This window comes from Vibrio profundi, assembly GCF_005281835.1.
Classification (GTDB): domain Bacteria; phylum Pseudomonadota; class Gammaproteobacteria; order Enterobacterales; family Vibrionaceae; genus Vibrio; species Vibrio profundi.
The window spans coordinates 127,985-145,781 of the sequence record NZ_RZIS01000005.1; the positions used below are offsets into that span (position 1 = coordinate 127,985).

General features: G+C 42.3%; 19 protein-coding genes. 8 read left to right on the plus strand and 11 right to left on the minus strand.

The annotated features are described in order from the left end of the window. The first annotated feature begins 61 nt into the window (after positions 1–61). The 3 genes from ELZ11_RS14135 (at position 62) to ELZ11_RS14145 (ending at position 1,776) form a co-directional block, all read left to right on the plus strand. A complete protein-coding gene (locus ELZ11_RS14135) occupies positions 62–814 on the plus strand; it encodes an SDR family oxidoreductase (RefSeq protein ID WP_137358068.1) in 753 nt (250 codons plus the stop codon). 94 nt (positions 815–908) lie between these two features. Next, complete coding sequence (locus tag ELZ11_RS14140) at positions 909–1,118, plus strand: DUF1289 domain-containing protein (protein ID WP_137358069.1); 210 nt, start codon at positions 909–911, stop codon at positions 1,116–1,118. A 244-nt stretch (positions 1,119–1,362) separates the two neighbouring features. Beyond that, entirely contained in the window at positions 1,363–1,776 is a 414-nt protein-coding gene (locus tag ELZ11_RS14145) for a hypothetical protein (protein ID WP_137358257.1), read from the plus strand. Positions 1,777–1,848: 72 nt separating this feature from the next. On the opposite strand, the gene ELZ11_RS14150 is transcribed toward ELZ11_RS14145, so the two are convergent. Beyond that, entirely contained in the window at positions 1,849–3,087 is a 1,239-nt protein-coding gene (locus tag ELZ11_RS14150; RefSeq protein ID WP_137358070.1) for a leucine-rich repeat-containing protein kinase family protein, read from the minus strand. A gap of 176 nt (positions 3,088–3,263) precedes the next feature. Between ELZ11_RS14150 and ELZ11_RS14155 the strand changes: the two genes are divergently transcribed. Together ELZ11_RS14155 and ELZ11_RS14160 are read left to right on the plus strand one after the other, a co-directional pair. After that, entirely contained in the window at positions 3,264–4,139 is an 876-nt protein-coding gene (locus tag ELZ11_RS14155) for a patatin-like phospholipase family protein (RefSeq protein ID WP_137358071.1), read from the plus strand. Between the two features lie 214 nt (positions 4,140–4,353). Continuing rightward, positions 4,354–5,139, plus strand: coding sequence for a carbon-nitrogen hydrolase family protein (locus ELZ11_RS14160; protein WP_167494695.1), 786 nt, complete (start codon positions 4,354–4,356; stop codon positions 5,137–5,139). A 41-nt stretch (positions 5,140–5,180) separates the two neighbouring features. On the opposite strand, the gene ELZ11_RS14165 is transcribed toward ELZ11_RS14160, so the two are convergent. The 3 genes from ELZ11_RS14165 to ELZ11_RS14175 all read right to left on the minus strand — a co-directional run bounded on the left by ELZ11_RS14165 (position 5,181) and on the right by ELZ11_RS14175 (position 7,341). After that, positions 5,181–6,095: a GGDEF domain-containing protein gene (locus ELZ11_RS14165; protein WP_137358072.1), complete on the minus strand. Its 915-nt coding sequence runs from the start codon at positions 6,093–6,095 to the stop codon at positions 5,181–5,183. 14 nt (positions 6,096–6,109) lie between these two features. Next, a complete protein-coding gene (locus ELZ11_RS14170; RefSeq protein ID WP_167494696.1) occupies positions 6,110–6,466 on the minus strand; it encodes a truncated hemoglobin in 357 nt (118 codons plus the stop codon). 251 nt (positions 6,467–6,717) lie between these two features. Further along, positions 6,718–7,341, minus strand: a complete 624-nt coding sequence (locus tag ELZ11_RS14175) for a hypothetical protein (RefSeq protein ID WP_137358074.1) — start codon at positions 7,339–7,341, stop codon at positions 6,718–6,720. A gap of 161 nt (positions 7,342–7,502) precedes the next feature. Between ELZ11_RS14175 and ELZ11_RS14180 the strand changes: the two genes are divergently transcribed. Then, entirely contained in the window at positions 7,503–8,219 is a 717-nt protein-coding gene (locus ELZ11_RS14180; RefSeq protein ID WP_137358075.1) for a substrate-binding periplasmic protein, read from the plus strand. A gap of 60 nt (positions 8,220–8,279) precedes the next feature. Here the strand turns inward: ELZ11_RS14180 and ELZ11_RS14185 are convergent, their stop codons facing one another. The 6 genes from ELZ11_RS14185 to ELZ11_RS14210 form a co-directional block, all read right to left on the minus strand. Then, the gene (locus ELZ11_RS14185; RefSeq protein ID WP_137358076.1) at positions 8,280–10,565 is read right to left on the minus strand and encodes a glycoside hydrolase; all 2,286 of its coding nucleotides are present in this window, start codon (positions 10,563–10,565) and stop codon (positions 8,280–8,282) included. Between the two features lie 85 nt (positions 10,566–10,650). Continuing rightward, positions 10,651–11,487, minus strand: coding sequence for a DUF2861 family protein (locus ELZ11_RS14190; RefSeq protein WP_137358077.1), 837 nt, complete (start codon positions 11,485–11,487; stop codon positions 10,651–10,653). Then, positions 11,487–12,134, minus strand: a complete 648-nt coding sequence (locus tag ELZ11_RS14195) for a response regulator transcription factor (protein ID WP_137358078.1) — start codon at positions 12,132–12,134, stop codon at positions 11,487–11,489. The genes ELZ11_RS14190 and ELZ11_RS14195 overlap by 1 nt, the downstream gene beginning before the upstream one ends. Beyond that, complete coding sequence (locus ELZ11_RS14200) at positions 12,131–13,459, minus strand: ATP-binding protein (protein ID WP_244291661.1); 1,329 nt, start codon at positions 13,457–13,459, stop codon at positions 12,131–12,133. Before ELZ11_RS14200 ends, ELZ11_RS14195 begins: the two co-directional genes overlap by 4 nt. A 407-nt stretch (positions 13,460–13,866) precedes the next feature. Then, positions 13,867–14,442 (minus strand): GNAT family N-acetyltransferase, encoded by a 576-nt coding sequence (locus ELZ11_RS14205; RefSeq protein ID WP_137358080.1) that lies wholly within the window; start codon positions 14,440–14,442, stop codon positions 13,867–13,869. A gap of 512 nt (positions 14,443–14,954) precedes the next feature. Continuing rightward, positions 14,955–15,860: a LysR family transcriptional regulator gene (locus ELZ11_RS14210; protein ID WP_137358081.1), complete on the minus strand. Its 906-nt coding sequence runs from the start codon at positions 15,858–15,860 to the stop codon at positions 14,955–14,957. 107 nt (positions 15,861–15,967) lie between these two features. Here ELZ11_RS14210 and ELZ11_RS14215 point away from each other — a divergent pair, with 107 nt between their 5' ends. Then, on the plus strand, positions 15,968–16,879 hold the full coding sequence (locus ELZ11_RS14215; RefSeq protein WP_137358082.1) for a DMT family transporter: 912 nt from the start codon (positions 15,968–15,970) through the stop codon (positions 16,877–16,879). A gap of 34 nt (positions 16,880–16,913) precedes the next feature. Beyond that, complete coding sequence (locus tag ELZ11_RS14220; RefSeq protein WP_137358083.1) at positions 16,914–17,270, plus strand: nuclear transport factor 2 family protein; 357 nt, start codon at positions 16,914–16,916, stop codon at positions 17,268–17,270. Positions 17,271–17,462: 192 nt separating this feature from the next. Here the strand turns inward: ELZ11_RS14220 and ELZ11_RS14225 are convergent, their stop codons facing one another. Further along, positions 17,463–17,672 carry a hypothetical protein gene (locus tag ELZ11_RS14225; protein WP_137358084.1) on the minus strand — a complete coding sequence of 70 codons (210 nt, stop codon included), beginning with the start codon at positions 17,670–17,672 and terminating at the stop codon, positions 17,463–17,465. Positions 17,673–17,797: the final 125 nt, after the last annotated feature.

The window sequence follows — 17,797 nt, forward strand, 5'->3', positions numbered from 1 at the left end:
TTAAGGTTATTTTATAAAGGATGAGCGGCACTCGCCCTAAACTGAAAATTAAGGATGTAATATGAATGAAACCAGAGTGGCTTTAGTTACTGGTGGAGGAAGAGGAATTGGAGCCGAGACTGTAAGACTATTGGCTCGCGAAGGTTACTCGATATGTATCAATTATGTCTCAGATAGGGCTTCAGCCGAGGCTTTAGAGCATGAAGTGGAATCTATCGGTACAAAGTGTATTGCTGTTCAAGCTGATGTTTCAGTTGAAGAAGATGTAGAGCGACTCTTTAACACGATTGATGAGAGTTTAGGGCGCATTAGCCTTTTGGTGAATAATGCAGGGATCCTGAAACAGCAATCACGAATGGTCGATATATCAGCAGAGCGCTTCTCAACTATTCTACAAGTGAACGTGATGAGCTGTTTCTTATGCAGTAAAGCCGCAGTGAAACGTATGTCGACTAAGTTGGGCGGTTTTGGCGGCACTATTGTCAATGTTTCTTCTGGTGCCGCTAAAAGTGGCTCTCCTAACGAATACGTAGATTATGCCGCGTCTAAGGGGGCAATGGACACACTTACACGTGGTTTAGCTTTAGAGGTCGCAGTAGAAGGGATCAGAGTTAATGGGGTTAGGCCTGCGCTTATATACACGGATATGCACGCGTCGGGTGGGGAAGCTGAGCGTGTTACGCGATTAAGCTCTAAAATCCCATTACAGAGAGGTGGTCAAGCAATCGAGGTGGCTGAAGCCATAGTTTGGCTCGCATCTGGTAAATCTTCATTTGTCACTGGCAGCTTTATCGATACAACTGGTGGTTTGTAATCAAAACGGCAAACTTGTTTTCTGTAATCTACTATGTAGGTACACCTAGACTCTAGTGCGTATAGCTTCTAGCCTTTTTATAGAGGTATTAAAAATGGATAGTCGCGATACTGAGTTTTCTGATATTGGATCTAAGTCAGTTCCTAATCCCTGTATTAGAAATTGCTGCTTGGATGATAACGATGTTTGTTTAGGGTGTTTTCGGACTTATGATGAAATTTTGGTCTGGAATGCCTCCACCATAGTAGAGAAAGAAAAAATACTTCAACGCTGCGCTGCTAGACGCGTTAGTGATGACAGATAAATTCAAATCGTTAACTCTTGCAACTATTAGAATCCTTTCTGCCGATAAATACGATATAGAACTACCTTAATTGAACCTCATCGAGATAAATGAAGCCTGAGTCCAAATCATAACGCCTGTTTGATGAAAGGGTTGAATCACAATGCTATAAGGAAAGTATACAGATTGAAGCGAAGGCTTTTCGTTTTTCCTTCTTATGTGAGTATTGATCGATAGGAGTAGAAAGCGGGTGAATAAAAACATCATGTTACAGCTTTACGTTAGAGAGAGCGGAAAACAACAGCTTGTTGAGATTGGAGACATTGATGCTTCTGTAGAGCTCAACGATGCTTATTTGATGTGGCGAGAATCAAAGCGATCACTTGTGAATTCGGATGTTGTTAATACAACTTGGCTCAAAACCTGTACTGGTGGCTACATTACTGAAGTGCATTTTGATGCGGGTGGTAGCCTAACGGAATTTCGATTGTTTGACAGGTTTGAAACAACCGGAAGTTGGGAACTTCAAAATGGGGTTTTAAAAGTCAGTATTGTGAAAGGCGACAATCAGTATCGCTTTAATGTTGTAGGCAATGCTGATCTAAATATTCACTCAGCCATCGAATACAAAAACGATGAATTGCACTCTTACTTAAAGTTAGCGCAAGTTAAGGCTTAGTTTCTTAGTAAAAATGCCTAGTAAAATGCTAGGCATTGATAGTGATGCTTGTACTTGAAACGGTAGGCCTAGTTAAACAGATAGCGCTTTTAACTTAAGGTACTGCTCGCTTTCAATATCACTTGGTTGGCATACCGATAATAGATCGTCGATGAAGTAGCGTAATGCACGAGCTTCAATCGCTTTTATCTTTTCTTGCTGTTGTGTCGGCAAGTAACCGTAAATAGACGCAGCGCCAAAATCTCCAAAAATCATATCGCTTTCGATATTCACCAGTACGTTGTGGGCGTACAAATCACCGTGACACACTTTGTGTGAATGTAAGTGTTCGAATACATCGATCATCTGGGTAACGATATTTTCAATTTCTTCAATGGATAAACTGAAGCCGTCTTTAAACGTATCGCGAGTACAGCTTTCCAATGTTGGCGGCAGGCCTAAGTTGAAATAGTGAGAGGGGATAAGCTCCATGACTAACGATAAATAGTCTGGTTCATCTACCTGAGCAATCGACTTTACAAGATTGTTGTGTAACCCGGCTTGCAGACACGCTTCCAACTCATCATGCGGGTAGCCGTCGCTCGTGACTTCACCTTTGAACACTTTTACCGCTACCTCATTAGGGAAAGAGTAATGGGTGTTATTCCAGTTTGCGTGAGAAATAACGCCAGATGCGCCTTGTCCGAGAACATGATTCAGCGAGTAATCAGTCGAAGATACTTTTGGTACACCATCTTCAGTCGTCGTGTGTTGGCAGAAAGGGTTCCCCGCAAAGGCTAACCATGCGAGTTTTGGGAGCTCTAACAACAGGCTTGGAAACTTGGTCAGTTGGTTTGCTGACAAGCGAATAAGCTCTAGATTACCGAGCTTTGCCATAGATTCTGGCAGCTCTTGTATTTTGTTGCCTGCTAGCGCTAATTTTTGCAGTCGCGGCCTTTCCCCTAATGAGTCCGGCAGTTTCACAATGTCGTTATCAGTCAGAATAAGCCAGCGTAATTGTTCTGGTAGTGAATCTTCCGCCACATCAACGATCTGATTACTTTTGAAGCCAACCATTTCGAGGTTTTTACATGCACCAATTGAGCGTGGTAGGTGAGTAAACTTGTTGCTTGAAGCAAAGAGGATTTTTAGGTTTGTAAGCTTGGTAATGTCACTTGGAATATCCGTTAGCAAGTTATTCGACAAGTCCAAAATTTCTAGTGACTCGGCTAAGTCCAAAATTTCCATTGGAAATTCAGTCAATTGCTCAGAAATTTGAACACGTTTAATGCCTTGGAGTTGACCAGAGCGAAGTTGTTCTAGAGTGTGCAAGCTTTTACCTTCCTAAAAATCGAATGACGAGCGCATTCTACGTTTACTTAGCGATAAAGGCGAGTAAATGGGGAGCGTTGGCCTTTTCGATAGCTTTTTCCTATTTGATAAAGAGATATAACCAATTTAAAACAGTTAGCCAAAGCCAGTATTCTCCTTCGTAACAGGAGAATAGTATGAATAATAGAAAAGCATTGGTGGTTGAAGGTGGTGCGATGCGTGGTGTGTTTGCAAGTGGCGTATTGGATGCATTTATAGAGAAAGACCACCAACCTTATCAAGCGGTATTTGGTGTATCAGCAGGAGCGAGCAATTTAATTGGCTATTTGGCTAAGCAACCAGGGCGAAGTATTGACGTGATCACTCAGATGGCTACGACTTCAGATTTCTTTAATATTAAGCGAGCGCTATCAGGTGGTAATCTAGCAGACGTAAAGTGGTTATGGGAAAAGTCTAAAGAGAAATACCCAATTGACTTTGATCAGCTATTTTCTTCAGTACCATTTTTTGTATCGATTACCAATATCACAAATGGTCAGGCTGAATACCATCAAGTGACACCAGAGAATATTGATAACGTCATTGAAGCAACGACGGCACTTCCATTGTTCTATAAAGATACGCCTTGCTTCGACAATAGTTGCTATACCGATGGTGGGGTTGCGGATTCGATCCCTGTTGCTGAAGCCTATCGACAAGGCTACCGAGATATCACTGTGGTACTTTCACGCCCACTGAGCTTTGAAATGAAATCGGTCAAATACCCTAGATTGGTCAAAGCGATATTTAAGAAAAATCCGAGGTTGGTTCAAGCTATGTTGCTAAGAGCAAAGATATACAACGCGTCTATTGAATTCATTCGTCATCCACCTAAAGATGCGACTATTCGAGTAATTGCGCCGCCTGAAAACTACTCAGTGAAAAGGCTTACCATGGACAAAAATAAACTGTTCACTGGTTATGATTTGGGTGTTGAAGCTGGTGAAAACCACTTACTTGCGTTGCGAAATTTGGCAGGACTAGACAGCGAAAACTGTCATTTCTGTTATTGAATACGACATAAGAGGTCACAGAGGGTGGCAAACTAAGCGCTACAGCTACCAGTTCTGTATCGGTGGTGTTGGACTACTCAATCTTCGGTTATTGCGAGTATCTGTTCTTGATTGTTCAGCGGTTTTTGTTCTTACCATCATTAAGGCTAAATGATACAAGTAAGCGAATATTTAAAGTAAGCTGTTGAACTTAATGTCGAATAAGTAGGTTTGCATGAATATTACGATTGTTCAGCTGAGCGTAGAGTACAAAAATAAAGCCCAAAATATAGCAGCAGTATCTGAGCTACTAGCGAAAGTCGATTGTGTTGGTGAAGTAACTATACTCCCTGAAATGTTCTCGACAGGTTACATTTTTGATGATCCTGACGAAATACACAGCTTGAGCGAAGAGTTTGATCAAAGTGAAACGGTTCGTGCACTTACAGAGCTCGCAACAACTTATAATACAGTGATTGTCGCAGGTATCGCGGAGCGAGACCAAGAGCAGTATTACAATAGTGTTGCTGTAATTGATGGTGATGGCGTTCGCCACCAATATCGTAAAATCAGCCAAAATAAAATTGATAAGCGTTATTTTTCAAGAGGTACACAACCTCTTATCTTTGAGCAAGGCGGCTTGAAGTTCGGCGTTGCTGTATGTTTCGATATTTGGTTCCCTGAATTGACTAGAGAATATCAAGGAGTTGACGTTTTGCTTCATCCTGCGAACTTTGGCGGGCAGCACAGTTTCAGCATAGCCCAAGCGCGGGCAATGGAGACTGGTTGCCATATCGTGACATGCAACCGTGTTGGTCAAGACGTGACCGAAGAGTTTACCGCTCAATATTGCGGCTTAAGTAAAGTGTTCACCCCCCAAGGCGAAGTGTTAGTAGAGCTTGATCAAACCCAGTGTGCTACAACGGTTTCCATTGATGACCTCACCATTGCGCCTCAATATAATGGGATTGACCTAGATGAAGAAATTAGAGTCATTCAAGGCTTAGTTAACGGTAATTAAGCTTAGTTTCAATCAATCACACATTAAACGAGCCGTTTGGCTTATAGAGTAAAATGCGTGGTTGGGCAATTAGCTCGGTATTGAGACTGCAACTCTGTAAACGGTACGATTCGTGATCGGCCGTTTTCTTTAGCAAAATACAGAGCTCGATCCGCTTGTTTTAGCAGCTCATCTAGTGGTTGGTGCTGAGTACCACTTTGCGTGAATCCAGCACTAAAAGAAAGCGTTAGGCTTGATTGGCAAGGCGTGCCAATCTCCAGTTTTTGAATTGAATTGAGCAGTTGGGTAAGTAACTCTGTAAAAACCTCGGAATTTGCATCAGGCTGCAATAAACAGAATTCCTCACCACCCAATCGAGCAAAAATACAAGCGTCAGGTAGACGGCTTTGAATCTCTTCACTGAATACTCTTAATACATCATCACCAAAACTGTGGCCGTAGTGGTCATTACACCGTTTAAAGTAATCGATGTCCAAAATGCTGACAGCCCAATTTCCATTGGGTTGTTTGATGCTTATCTCGTTAAATTGGCTGAAGAGTGAACGGCGGTTAGCGATTCCGGTTAGCTGGTCTAAATGCGCGAGTTCATGCATTTTTTGGCTGTATTTTTCTAGGTTGGAAGTTGAACTACGAAGAAGTTGCTGCGTCTTTCTTAGCTGCGTAATGTCTTGTCCATGAATCACTGCAATGTTCGCTTGCGTAGAGCTTTTCCACTTAAATTCATACAAATAACGGCGGTGGTCTAGTGCGATCTCAAGAACAAAAGTGGAGCTTGAAGCCTGATGCTTTTCGAAAGATGAAAAGAAATCTTGATAGTGTTTAGATACGTCATAAGGGCTGTAATCCAAACCGAATAATTCATTAAAGCTTTCATTAGAAAACAATAAGTTATTATCAGCAGATATTACCGCGATAGGTTCAGAGATTAGGTTGAATAGCTCGAAGTCTTTTTCCATGATTCTCACGCGACCTAGTCAAAAATTAACTGCTTTTTACTGGCGATGACATTCATCAAATATTCAATGTCTGTACTTTCCACATTAAATTCGTTCAATACTTCACTTAGGATGCGAACCACTTCGTTCCATGCATCTTGGTCAATAGATAGGTGTTGGTGAGCCGCGAGCAACAAATTGTCGTCATAGCAATTTGGGCCACCCATAATAGTGGTGACGAAATTCACTTGGTGATCCACTAAGGCGTCAAAGTTGATGCCAGAAAAGTAGGGCGCTAAAATTTTTGATTCTAAGACCTTGTCATGAAAACGTTCAACTATTTGATGTACGCATGCAAAGCCACCGTATTTAGAATAGAGTGAATTATCCAAACAGGCTCTCTTTAATCGTATGTTATCAAGTATTTTAACTATAGTGATAAGTTATCGGTATGGCTATGATTTAATTGTTTTTTTATTGAAGAAGTGATTCTGGTTTAATTTTTTCTTCGTGCTGTTAATACATAGGTCGATAACTTAAGTGCTAGCTAAACAGCACGAATAACCATTAATACAAGGAGTATTAGGATGGATATTCGCACTTAGTTTGCCTTAAACAAGACAAAATTCGACCGACTTTATTTCTAATATGCATTGGCAGCTTGGTCGACTTGATCAAGCATCTCTGTCATTGCAATCTTGCGATCATTAACTAAGAAGTTGGTATTCAATACCTCTTCAAAGTGCTTACAGGTATTAATAGCGTCTTTAACTTCTGCTTTCAGAAATGCTTTGATTGCCTCTTGGTGGTGGGAGCTGAATAGATCGCAATTGCCTGTGATCCCCAAGATTTTCTTAAAATCAGAGCTTTGACGGTTAACTAATTCTTCTACAACCCTGAGTGTAATTCGCACGTATTTTGCTGCTGATTCTTTGTCCAATAAAATCGACTCATGATGTTTGTCGTAGGCTTCTTCAAGCACACAAGCATCAAACTCACCAGCTAGATACTTCGAAACGGATGTCAGAAAATGGAACTTCTCTTGGTCGAATTGAAAGGAGGCTTCGAGCAAATACAAGGAGTGGTGTTGATTCGTCCATCCATTAATTGCGACACCGTAATTCACTAAATCCGCGACTGCCAATCGTAAGTTTTCAAAACAGTTATGATTGAGTAGCTGAACATTACTGTCTAGGATCGAATATTCATGTTCTAAGTTTCTTCTTAGAGACACTGCCCTTAGGTAATCGTTGAGTTGTTCATTCATAGAGTAAGCCTAGCCATTTATTATATATTTTATGAATTGTAGTGCATATTGTGTAATGTGCTTAATATTCGACGAAAAAGAGATGGGTTTAGGTGAGTAAATCGATAGAACTATCAGTATGCGTCTATAGTGATTAGATACGTTTGTTACTAAATGGTTTTATGATGAAGCTTCTTTGTTATGCATTGTTTATCTTCTTTTCTACCTTTACCTATAGCCAACAAGTTGTGATTGCTACCCACAATCTCTCACCTTATGGCAGCTTTCCTGTGGGATCACCCGTAAAGAAAATAGCCACTGAAGATTTTACTGGTTTTGCGGTAGACAGGGTTCGCTGCGCATTTAAAACGATGGAGGTCGGAGTACAAATATTGGTCGTTCCTTGGTCTAGAGCGCAAATCATGGCAGAAAGTGATGAGGTTGATGGCTTCTTTGCTGGTTCACAAAATAAGTACCGTGATACTTATGCCAGTAAAACGGATGTGATTGCAGAGCAAAAATGGCAATGGTACTGGCTAAAGTCGAACCCGCAGAATGTCGAAAATTTTGACTCTATGACTCGCATAGGTGCCTTTCAAGGTTCAAATATGTCTAAGTGGTTAGAAGACAATGGTTATCCTATCTATAGTCGACCAACTACAACAGAGCAGTTGCTTTTGCAGCTTAAAAACAACCGGATCGATGTCTTCATAGCCAACAATTTAGTTGCCGCCAAGCTGATTGAAACTCACGGGATGTCAGACATGATTGACTCTGCTTTAGTGAAAGACAAACCTTTGTATCTTTATCTGACGAAACGTTCGCTTGCAAAAATGCCGCAGCTGTTGCCTGAATTCAATCATGCTTTAAAACGCTGCTACGAATTGGAAAACCAGTAGTTATTGGATTCATCGCCCGCAATCCGAGTAGTATTGTGGGCGATGTGGACTTGCGCTCTATTAATTTTGGGCTGCAAGTGGTTTCCATATCAGCGTTTCTTGGCCTTCCATTAATCCCAGAATCGAATGGGGCGCAATAGTCTGGCTGGTGTATTGGTATGGGGTTGCCGAAAAATTAGCGATGATCTTGCTACCATCACTGAATTCTGTACGCTGCACTTCTCCCTTAGTATCAAGCCAAGTAAAGCCGACCAACTGCTTATCCCATAGTTGTTGGTGTATCGGTTTGTATCCTAATTCATAATGTTTCAGTTCTTTGATTCTTGGGCTATTTGGTGTTTCGGCCTCATCACGACTTAGGTGAACCATAGCCGGTACGTTGTAAAGCATTGCAGTCAAATCTCGCGCGACTTTTACGTCACTGAACTTAAGGCTATCGGAATGCCAATGGTGACTATTGATGACTTCATCGTGAAAAACGGTTTGATATAAAGGCACACGAAACTCTGGCGAAAAGAGTAAGGTTTTGTATGGCTCTTTGACCTGTGCTGATTTAAAGAAAAAGTCTGGTTTGTGGTCTGGATACCAACGACCTAAGAAATAAGGTGAAGAGGTATCTGATTTCATCTCTTTGTCGCTCCAACCAAAACCTATGGTTTCCAAACCGTGCGCGAAAGCGATACCAGCAGTGGTGAGCGAGTTTCCATCTTCAGAGCCAAGCACAATACCGTTGCTCGCTGCTGTTTTGTTCATTCGGTGATTAAAGCTAGCCAGCATTTGTGATTCATTACTGCCTAAATGGTAGTCTTCACGGGCCATTGCCGTTGCGTCAACATCAAGAAACAGGCTATCGAAACCACCGAATTTCACAATGTCTGCAATCCTTTCCTGTACGTAATCTTGGTGGCATTCAGGGTTTAGATAAAAGCCATTATTTCGAAACCCTTTTTTCTTGGAGCCATCGGCTTGCTCAATCGCGCAGCTCGTTCTTAGCTCTTCTGGTAATTGAGCGGTGAGCCAATTGTCATTAACGCCCACTGGGATAGCAGTATTGTATGAATCGTAGGTACCGACTAAGTAACCGGCTTGTTTTGCTTGCTTTACGGCATCAGGTTGATAGAAAGCGGGCATCCAGTTGTCCAACCCTAACCATAATCTACTAATCCCTGCAGATTGAAGGCTATCAATTAATGGTTTCGATATAGCCTGCCCCCACAATGAAGAATCGATGAGATAGGAGGAAGCTTGTTGCTCTAGCCAGTTTTTCTTGTTTTGAGCAGCCAGATATTGTGTTTCAATCCCGTTGTTGGCTAATGAAGGCGTAGGAGCGGGAAACTTACTATTTAGGGATTGGTTAATCGCATCAACAAGAACCTGTTTATGATACTTAGTTAGCCAATCTTCACCTTTTATTAAAGAGGCGAGTTCTTTTCGTGCTTGCTTGCTAATCGATAGACCTGAGTGATTGAAATACCAACGGTGTAACCCCCACCAATTACGCACGTCTTGAGGGCTAATACCATCAGAACCAAATAGATAGACCTGACTAGCACCTATTAATTTGGTGATATTCGGGTTGTGCTTCAACTTGGTCGTTAAAGGTGTCGCATAGCCATTATCGATTCGCCATTGGCGATACTGTTTTGCGCCATCAAGCATATCTTTCCCTAAGCTGATAGAGACTGAAAAGGGTTGTCTAGCATTTAACTGAGTGAACTGATGTGAGGCGAACATGTCTAGTTTGGAGTTAGATTCAGTGTAGCGCAGCGAATTGTTTGTTGGAGTAAGGAGTTGCCAACTAACAAACTTTTGGCCTTGTTTTGCGGTCCAGAAAGGCATTTTTAGATCTTGCGTTGTGTTGCTGTTATTACGACTTTCGATTAGGTAATCAATCCATTGAGGATGATCGGTAGGTACACGCATTCCTTCACTATACGGTAGATAAAGCTCTTGCGTGTTCTGCTCTTGCAGATTAAACCATGTCAGCGTCTTAGGTTGTGAACGGCTAACGCTACTTGGCTGAAGCAGGGTGAAATCTAGGACAAGAGCCCTGTCAAATGTTGCTTTAACTTGAATATTACTTGGTGTTAAGCGCCAAGTGATAGTGGATGGGGAGACGCGTTTAACATGACTTGTATGTTGAAGCTGGCCATCTACTTTTAAGGCGGCTTGATTGAACTCCATTTCATTCCAATGCATGTTAAGCGTTGAAAGGTCGATTTTTAGTTGGTGGTTATCATTGTTGCTTAATGAAACGGTTTCGGCACTTGCGGGGGAAGCTGCGATCGCGAGCGTTCCCAGTAAGGTAGACAGAGGTATTAAGGTTGATATTGGTCGAGCGGACATTGTACTTTCCTGATTTTTAACAATGTCCTAATTACAACTTTAAAGCTAACTGGGTTTGTCACCTATATGTCTCTATCGCTGTGGTTTATTTATTGGGGGAGAAGGGAATGGAGACCCGATGAATGTATTCCACTCGAATTTTTGCTTGATACTCAAAAATAGCGACGGAAGCGCTCAAAAACTCTGCATTTTTCGGTGGATTTAAAGTGCCTAAATGGATTGAATTACCGTTAGACGCGATCGCTTGTTTAGCTCCAATTTGTTGGTAGTCGCTATCAAACCATTGCAGACTGTAGTTTGGGAAACCACAAGTTTCAGTTAAATCTGGTAAGTCGGATTTCAGTTCGTTTATCGTAGTGCTTTTTCGTTGTAACCAACTTTTACTATTGTAATCCGACACCAAGATTGGCCATTCATTATCACCGATTTTTAAGGTGTAGAAGCCTGATTCAGGCTTAGAAAGTAACTCACTTAATTCCCATTCTTGGTAGGCTTTCCCTTCGCTTAATTTTCCCGTGAGCAAGACTTTATTATTCGGTGATAGAAGCGTCACGACACCTTGCAATTGACGTCGTTCAGTTGATAGCTTGAGTTGATAGCCACTATTTGAGAGACCAGTTCGGCTAATGATAGATAGCGTGAAAGGCGCTAAGCCTGTATCGGAGCCAATATCTAGGGCTTGTCCGCAGTCTAATGCCGACAATATTTCACTCTTAAGTGGTTGCCAATGCTGTGCAGAGATTGGTTGCTCACGCAAAGCCAGTTCTAGCTCTTGCCACGCCTGTTGAGGTTGTTCATTTATTAGAGCAGCTAGTGTTGCTTGTAAAGCTGTTTGAGGGAACCACGTTGAGCTAGTTGACGAATCAAGAGCCTGAACACTAAAGGACGTACTCGCGGCCAAAAGTATGAGTAGAGCGCGCATTAGTTATCCTCCAGAAGTCGATAGCCAATACCGCGGTGGGTTTCGATATTCAGGCAAGGTAATGCCTGTCGAAGCCTTAAGATATGGTTGTCTACGGTTCGGGTGGTTGGGAAAGCTTGGTAGCCCCAAATTTTATTGAGTAGCTCTTCGCGATGAAACACACGCCCTTGGTTTTGTATAAGGAGTAGCAGTAATTGAAACTCTTTGGGCTTCAAGGTTATGGCTTGGTCTTCGCTTTCAATAGTACGTTTAGACACGTCAATAGTGACAGATTTGTATTCAAGGCGATTGGAGCCAAGCGGTCTTAAGTGAGTAATGATGCGCGCAAGTAGCTCTTCTTGAGCGAACGGTTTTGTCATGTAGTCTTTTGCACCACACATCAAGCCTTCAACGCGCTGCTCGATATCGACTTTCGCGGTTAGAACAATCACAGGAATTGCTTTAAGTAATAGCCAATCTGGTAAAAATGTCAGGCTATCGTGCTCTTGAAGTTGGCGATCAAGCACTGCGAGGTCAGCGTTAAACCAATTCTTTTCAACCTCGTCGACTTTAGTGACCCAGTGGCATTTGTATCCACTTTCGGTTAGAAAGTTGTGTAGCCCTTGCCCAACGAGTTGGTCGTCTTCAATGATTAAGATCGAGTTCAAAGTGGTAGCTCCAGAGTTAAGCAAGTAGGGCGCTTTTGTATTTTTAATTTGCCACCAAGCTGGTGCATTAAATGTCTAACGATGTTTAATCCTATCCCCATATTATCGTGGTTAGGTGATGTCTTATCTTGTCTCCACCTTTGAATCAACGTCGGAAAGTGCCCATCGTCGTAAACTCGGATGATTAGAGCTTTCTTGGTGGTGACTTTGATATGAATGGGCTCAGCTCCGTGTCGTTTGGCGTTGATGATTAAATTGTTCACGCAAATAGACAACCAGTAGTAAGGCAGTTTTAGCTCTTGGTTTTGGTCTAATTCGAAACTTACATCATGTGGGGTGCAAATATGATCGAGCCAATCTTCTAGTTTTGCAGATTGGTATTGACGTCGTTGATCATTGTTCAAATATCCTTTGCTTGCCTCTGTGAGTCGAGTGAGACGCTGGTAGTCTTCTAGGAGTCGCCACATAGCGAGCTTTGAGTTTTCATTTAAGTGGTCAAACTCTGCTTTAAACTGTTCTACGGTTAAGCCAAGGCTAGCAATAGGCGTTCGAAGTTCATGAGTTAATAGCTGTAATACAAAGCGTTTAGATTGGCTTTGCTGGCGTTTTTGATATAGAGCTCTTGTGAACAAAAACAAGAGTGTCGTCGACAGTATTATGAGTGCGATGAATGCGATTTCTGTCCGTCTTGTTTGTTGTGCGATGCATAGGTTGCTGTAGCGAAAATCACATTGTTCGGCGTTTAGGTCGATTTCTAACTGCTTTGCAAGAGGCTGCCAAATGCCGTTAGAGACCCTTTTCCAACCCTGTTCACCGTTTAGCCATAAAGCGTCGGATGTTAACCAAGCTCGGTAGCCAGAAATCAAAGCGTCACGGCCAGTATTCGAAAGCTGACTAAATACATCAGATAAAGGGTGCTGGGAATGTCCTGCAGTGAGCCGGGCCAGAACTTCAGGTGAAACGTTAACCAGCTCGGATTGTTTGACGTAGCTTTCTGACAGATACCGTTCTACAAAGCTGCCACCAGCAGGATGGCGGTTGTCTTTGTTTAAAAACCACGAATCATTGATAGGTTGTTGCCGACACAGCTTGAGCTCGAACTCTATCGCATCTTTTAAATGGGCAATCGGCTCGCTAGGGAGAGCACATGCAATACGCACTTGATGCAACTGCTTGATGTCTTGCCAACTATAGCGCTCAAAACCTGGGAATTGCACATTAGATTGGATGAGCTCAGTAGGGTACTTGGATAACTCTTGCTGCGATAAAATGAGTGGAACGGCTTCCCAACTTTGTTGGTAGAGTTGCTGCCATTGGTCTTGCACTTGGGCTGCATATAAGTGCCAAGAGGTAACGCTTAACAGTAAAAAAATGAAGCGACGGAAATACATATAATGTGTCAGATAGAAATACGCGAGTTACTTTGAATAGTAGCGAGTTTTTCCTAAGGTTTGTAACCTATCTGTCAACAATGTTATTTGGTAGTAGGAAATAGTGGCGGGTAGCGATGTTACTCCAACGCTATGAAATCGAATGGAAAGAGAAATTGCGGTCGGAAAGGCATGAAGCCGACGTACGAATGTCGGCTGTTAAACAACACTGTATAGTGATACAAGCTTGGTGAAAAAAACGAACAGAACCAGTTAAGAGTGAGGGCTATAAGTCAGTTGCACGTGGTCCGTATTCGCTTTTTTTGTACCCATGTGTTTTTTATTACCTTGGGTTGCAGTGATTAACCATTTACTGGTTCACGATACATAGGAGTTACGAAGCTATCTTTTCCGAAATGGATTCTCCCTAGCGCTTTAAAGCCAAACGATTCGTATATGGTGACATTTTTAGGGTTAGAAGAGGTCAGGTAAGCTGCTTCGTTTTTGGCATCGATAATCTCTAAGCTATGCTTCATGAGATTACTCCCGATCCCTTGGTTTGAATGCGCTAGGTCGACACCAAACATTGGTAAGTACCAGCATGGAGTTTCTGGGAAGTATTTGGCCATTTGCTCGAATATTGTGGCTAGCTCATCCCTGATGCCTGGCTCGCAGTTAGTTAAACAATAATCCAGTAGTTCATCAGATTCGTGGGTTTCACCCGGAGCAACCCAAGTAATTATCCCTTTCATATCTTCGGTTCCCCAAGAAGTGCCGTTGGCAATTGCGTTTCCTTGGAACAAATCCGCGAACTTAGGGAAAAATCGCTGATACTCTTTTGAACAGGGCCACATAAAGCGCACTGTAGGATCAGCCACAAAGGCTAAGGTCATACAGGCGTTGTAAGATTCCATATCTTTTTCAGTTAATCTTTTCACGAATACCTCTTTGAGTTTTCTTGTTATCACTGTAAGCGCAAGCGAAGCTGACGCTCAACAACCTCTGGATAATATTGAAACTTGTTTCATATTTCATTGGTTATCTTACTGTATTTGTTAGCAGGTGTTTCGCGCTATCAATATGATGATTTCTTTTGTGGAATGACATAATAAATTTAAATAAATCAGCTGTTTATTGTGATTTTGCTGGGCTAATTAGGCTTGTTGGAGTGGCGGATAACTCGCTGAGTTTTAAGCGAGATAAGGTTTAACTAGAATTGTCGAATCATTAAGTTTAGGCCGATATATGATCAGAGAAGAGTGGTTTTGTATGGCCATGGTACGAAGGTGGGCGCTTTAAGAGGTGAGGATCGTGAGCTAACTTTTTACATTCTAATGTAGGCTGACGATGTTAATGCCGTACCGTCATCGAATCAGTGCCAAGTGAGTGCGGAGGGCGTTCACTTAGAACTGATATTTTTGCGTTGTTTGGACTGAACGGGTTTACCTATTTACTCATTACCGCTTTCTGCATTAAGTGACTGCGCAAGAAAATCAATGAACAGCCTAAGCTTGAGTGGCATTTGCTCTCTCTTTGGAAATAGAGCGTAGACGTTTTTTTCTGGCATTTGGTAGTCATCAAGTAAGGAAATTAGCTTACCCAAGCGAATTGGTTCGTTAGCGACAAAATCTGGCAATCTAGCGACACCAGCCCCTGCTACAGTTGCCGTCAATAAAGCTTCACTATTATTGACACGATAGTTCCCTTTCACTACTACGCTTGATAACTGATCGTGTTTGGCAAAAAACCATTCGCTACTTTCTGACATATGTCGATAAAGCAAAGCGTTGTAGCTTGCTAAGTCAAAGGGGGTGGTTGGCATTGGGAGCTGGTTGTCTTTGAAATAATCTGGTGAAGCACAAACTATGCTGCGCACGCTGGCCAGCCTTTTTGCGACTAAGCTGGAATCATTTAAATCTCCAGCACGAATCGCAACGTCGTATCCACCTTGAACAATATCGACATAGCTATCATCCATTGTCATATCAACATGAATATGAGGGTAGCGCTTAAGAAATTGTGGAATAAGTGGTGCTAAGACAATACGGCCAAACGACATTGGCGCGTTGACACGTAATGTGCCAATAGCTTCATTTTGCTGGCTGGTGGCTGCGTCTTCCGCTTTAGTTAACCAATAGTTGGCTTTGGTTAGGTGCTCATTAAATTGCTCACCTGGTTCAGTGAGTGATACTTGACGAGTGGTGCGGTGGAGTAGGCGAACGCCTAAGCTCGATTCCAACTGTATTACGCGTTTGTTTACTGCGGAACGTGACACGCCAAGCTCTCGCGCCGCTCCTGCAAAACTAGAGTGTTTCACTACCGCGAGGAAGTAAGGGATAGCATCTAAATGCTGCATGATTGTCGCCTAATTGGATACAGTGTGGTGAGTATAGAGTCTATTCTATAATCAATCGAGGTCACTTATGCTGTTTTACATCGAATTTATATGAGGTGGGACAGCAGATGAAAACACTTGTAAGCCCTAGTGTAGGCAAGGAAAGATGGAGCCGTTTAGGGGCACACCTCCAGTCACCTTTTTACGTTATCAGCATTGGTAGTTTAGTGGCTGTGAATTTCGCGCTTAGCAAACATGTGGTGTCGGGTGGGGCCTCACCAATTGATGCTGCAATCTTGCCAATGGTTGGTGCGGCTTTATTGCTAGTCGGCAAACTACTGTTTAGCGGACAGTTAAACCGAATTGTTTTTAAACATTATCGCTATTATTTTTGGGCTGGCTTATTGGGAGTCGCGTTGCCTAACTTAGCGTCTACTTACGCGCTTCAATATCTCACCGCGAGCACATTTAGTGTTTTAGTGACGCTGTCACCTATCTTTACGCTGATTTTTAATCGTCCCTTTCAAGGTGAACCGCTCAATGGGAGCAAAGTCCTCGGGATATTGATGGGAGTGGGGGCTGCCTTACTTGTTACCTTGTCTCCCGAACTCGATATCTCTTTCCCGCTTTTTTCGCTAATCATCGCGCTGCTGGTCCCAATATGCTTAGCTGCAGGTAATGTGTATCGGAGTCAGGCTTACCCATCAGGAGCGAACCCAGAAGTATTAGCAGCAGGTATGTTAACTCTTCAAAGCGTTATCTGGTTGCCACTTTCAATACAGGCTGGTGGGACGCTGACTGTGGATGCTTTAACGATATTTATCGGGATGGCCAGTTTATCCGCATTGAGTTATTTACTGACTTTTCGTTTTCAAAAAATGACGGATGGGGTTGGGTTTAGCCAAGTAGGTAATGTCGTCACTGTGGTCGGAGTCTCGATTGGTGTTGCTTGGTATGGGGATCCTGTAACTGGGCAATTAATGGGCGCCGTTTTTTTACTCTTAGTCAGCCTCTATTTGTTTAATCGTCGTCACTCTTAACTTTGTTAGCTTCAAACCAAAAGGAATCAAATCAATGTCATCATTAACTCAAACGACTAAACATTTGTATGAAATTGTTGATCGCAAGGATACATTCGCTTTAATGGAACTGCTTCACGATGAGGTATCGTTTCATTTTTCAAATGCTGAGCCGATCGTCGGTAAATCAGCGGTTGAAGCAGTGAATCAAAGCTTCTTTAATTCGATTGAATCTATGAAGCACAGCTTTTCTGGGATCTACGAACTTGGGCAAACCGTAGCGTGTGAAGGACAAGTGGATTACGTAAGGTTAAACGGCAGTACTTGCAATGCCAAATTTGCCACATTTCTAACGTTTAAAAGTGGTTTGATCCATCAATATAAAATCTTTGCCGACGTGTCAGAATTGTAGAAACCGATAAGTAATGAGCTTAGAAATTATCTAATCTTTAGATGCGGAAATGTGCACTATTGTGCTTATTGCAACGTAGGAAGAAACGCAAGAGAAGTACAACCTAGTTAGCGTGATCCGCGAAGTGAAATGCAGGTGACTAGGTTTGATTCTTTGATTGTGTTCATGTGAGACGTGGCGTGGTCTCTATCGCTATAGGATTGTGAAATGTCCTAATTTGCCACCGGTTTCCGATAAGATAATTCCAGAGTTTTCGCGTTCGCTAAATTCGAAGTCGATGAGATAGCTGGAATGTTGAAGCTTTGGCAAAATGTGGCGATGTAATATGTCGCTATTAAGCTGGCGTATTTCTGCGACCCATGAAAGGTCTTCTTTTAATAGATTTATTTCAATTTTAAGCATTTATTACCTTGTGTTTTGGTCAGTGTTTTTTCGCGTGATAATTGGTACCAGTGAATTTGTCGTGTTGTTCTACGTGACATAAATGTGCCTTAGTTTTATTACAGTTTGATTTAATTGCAGCGCTT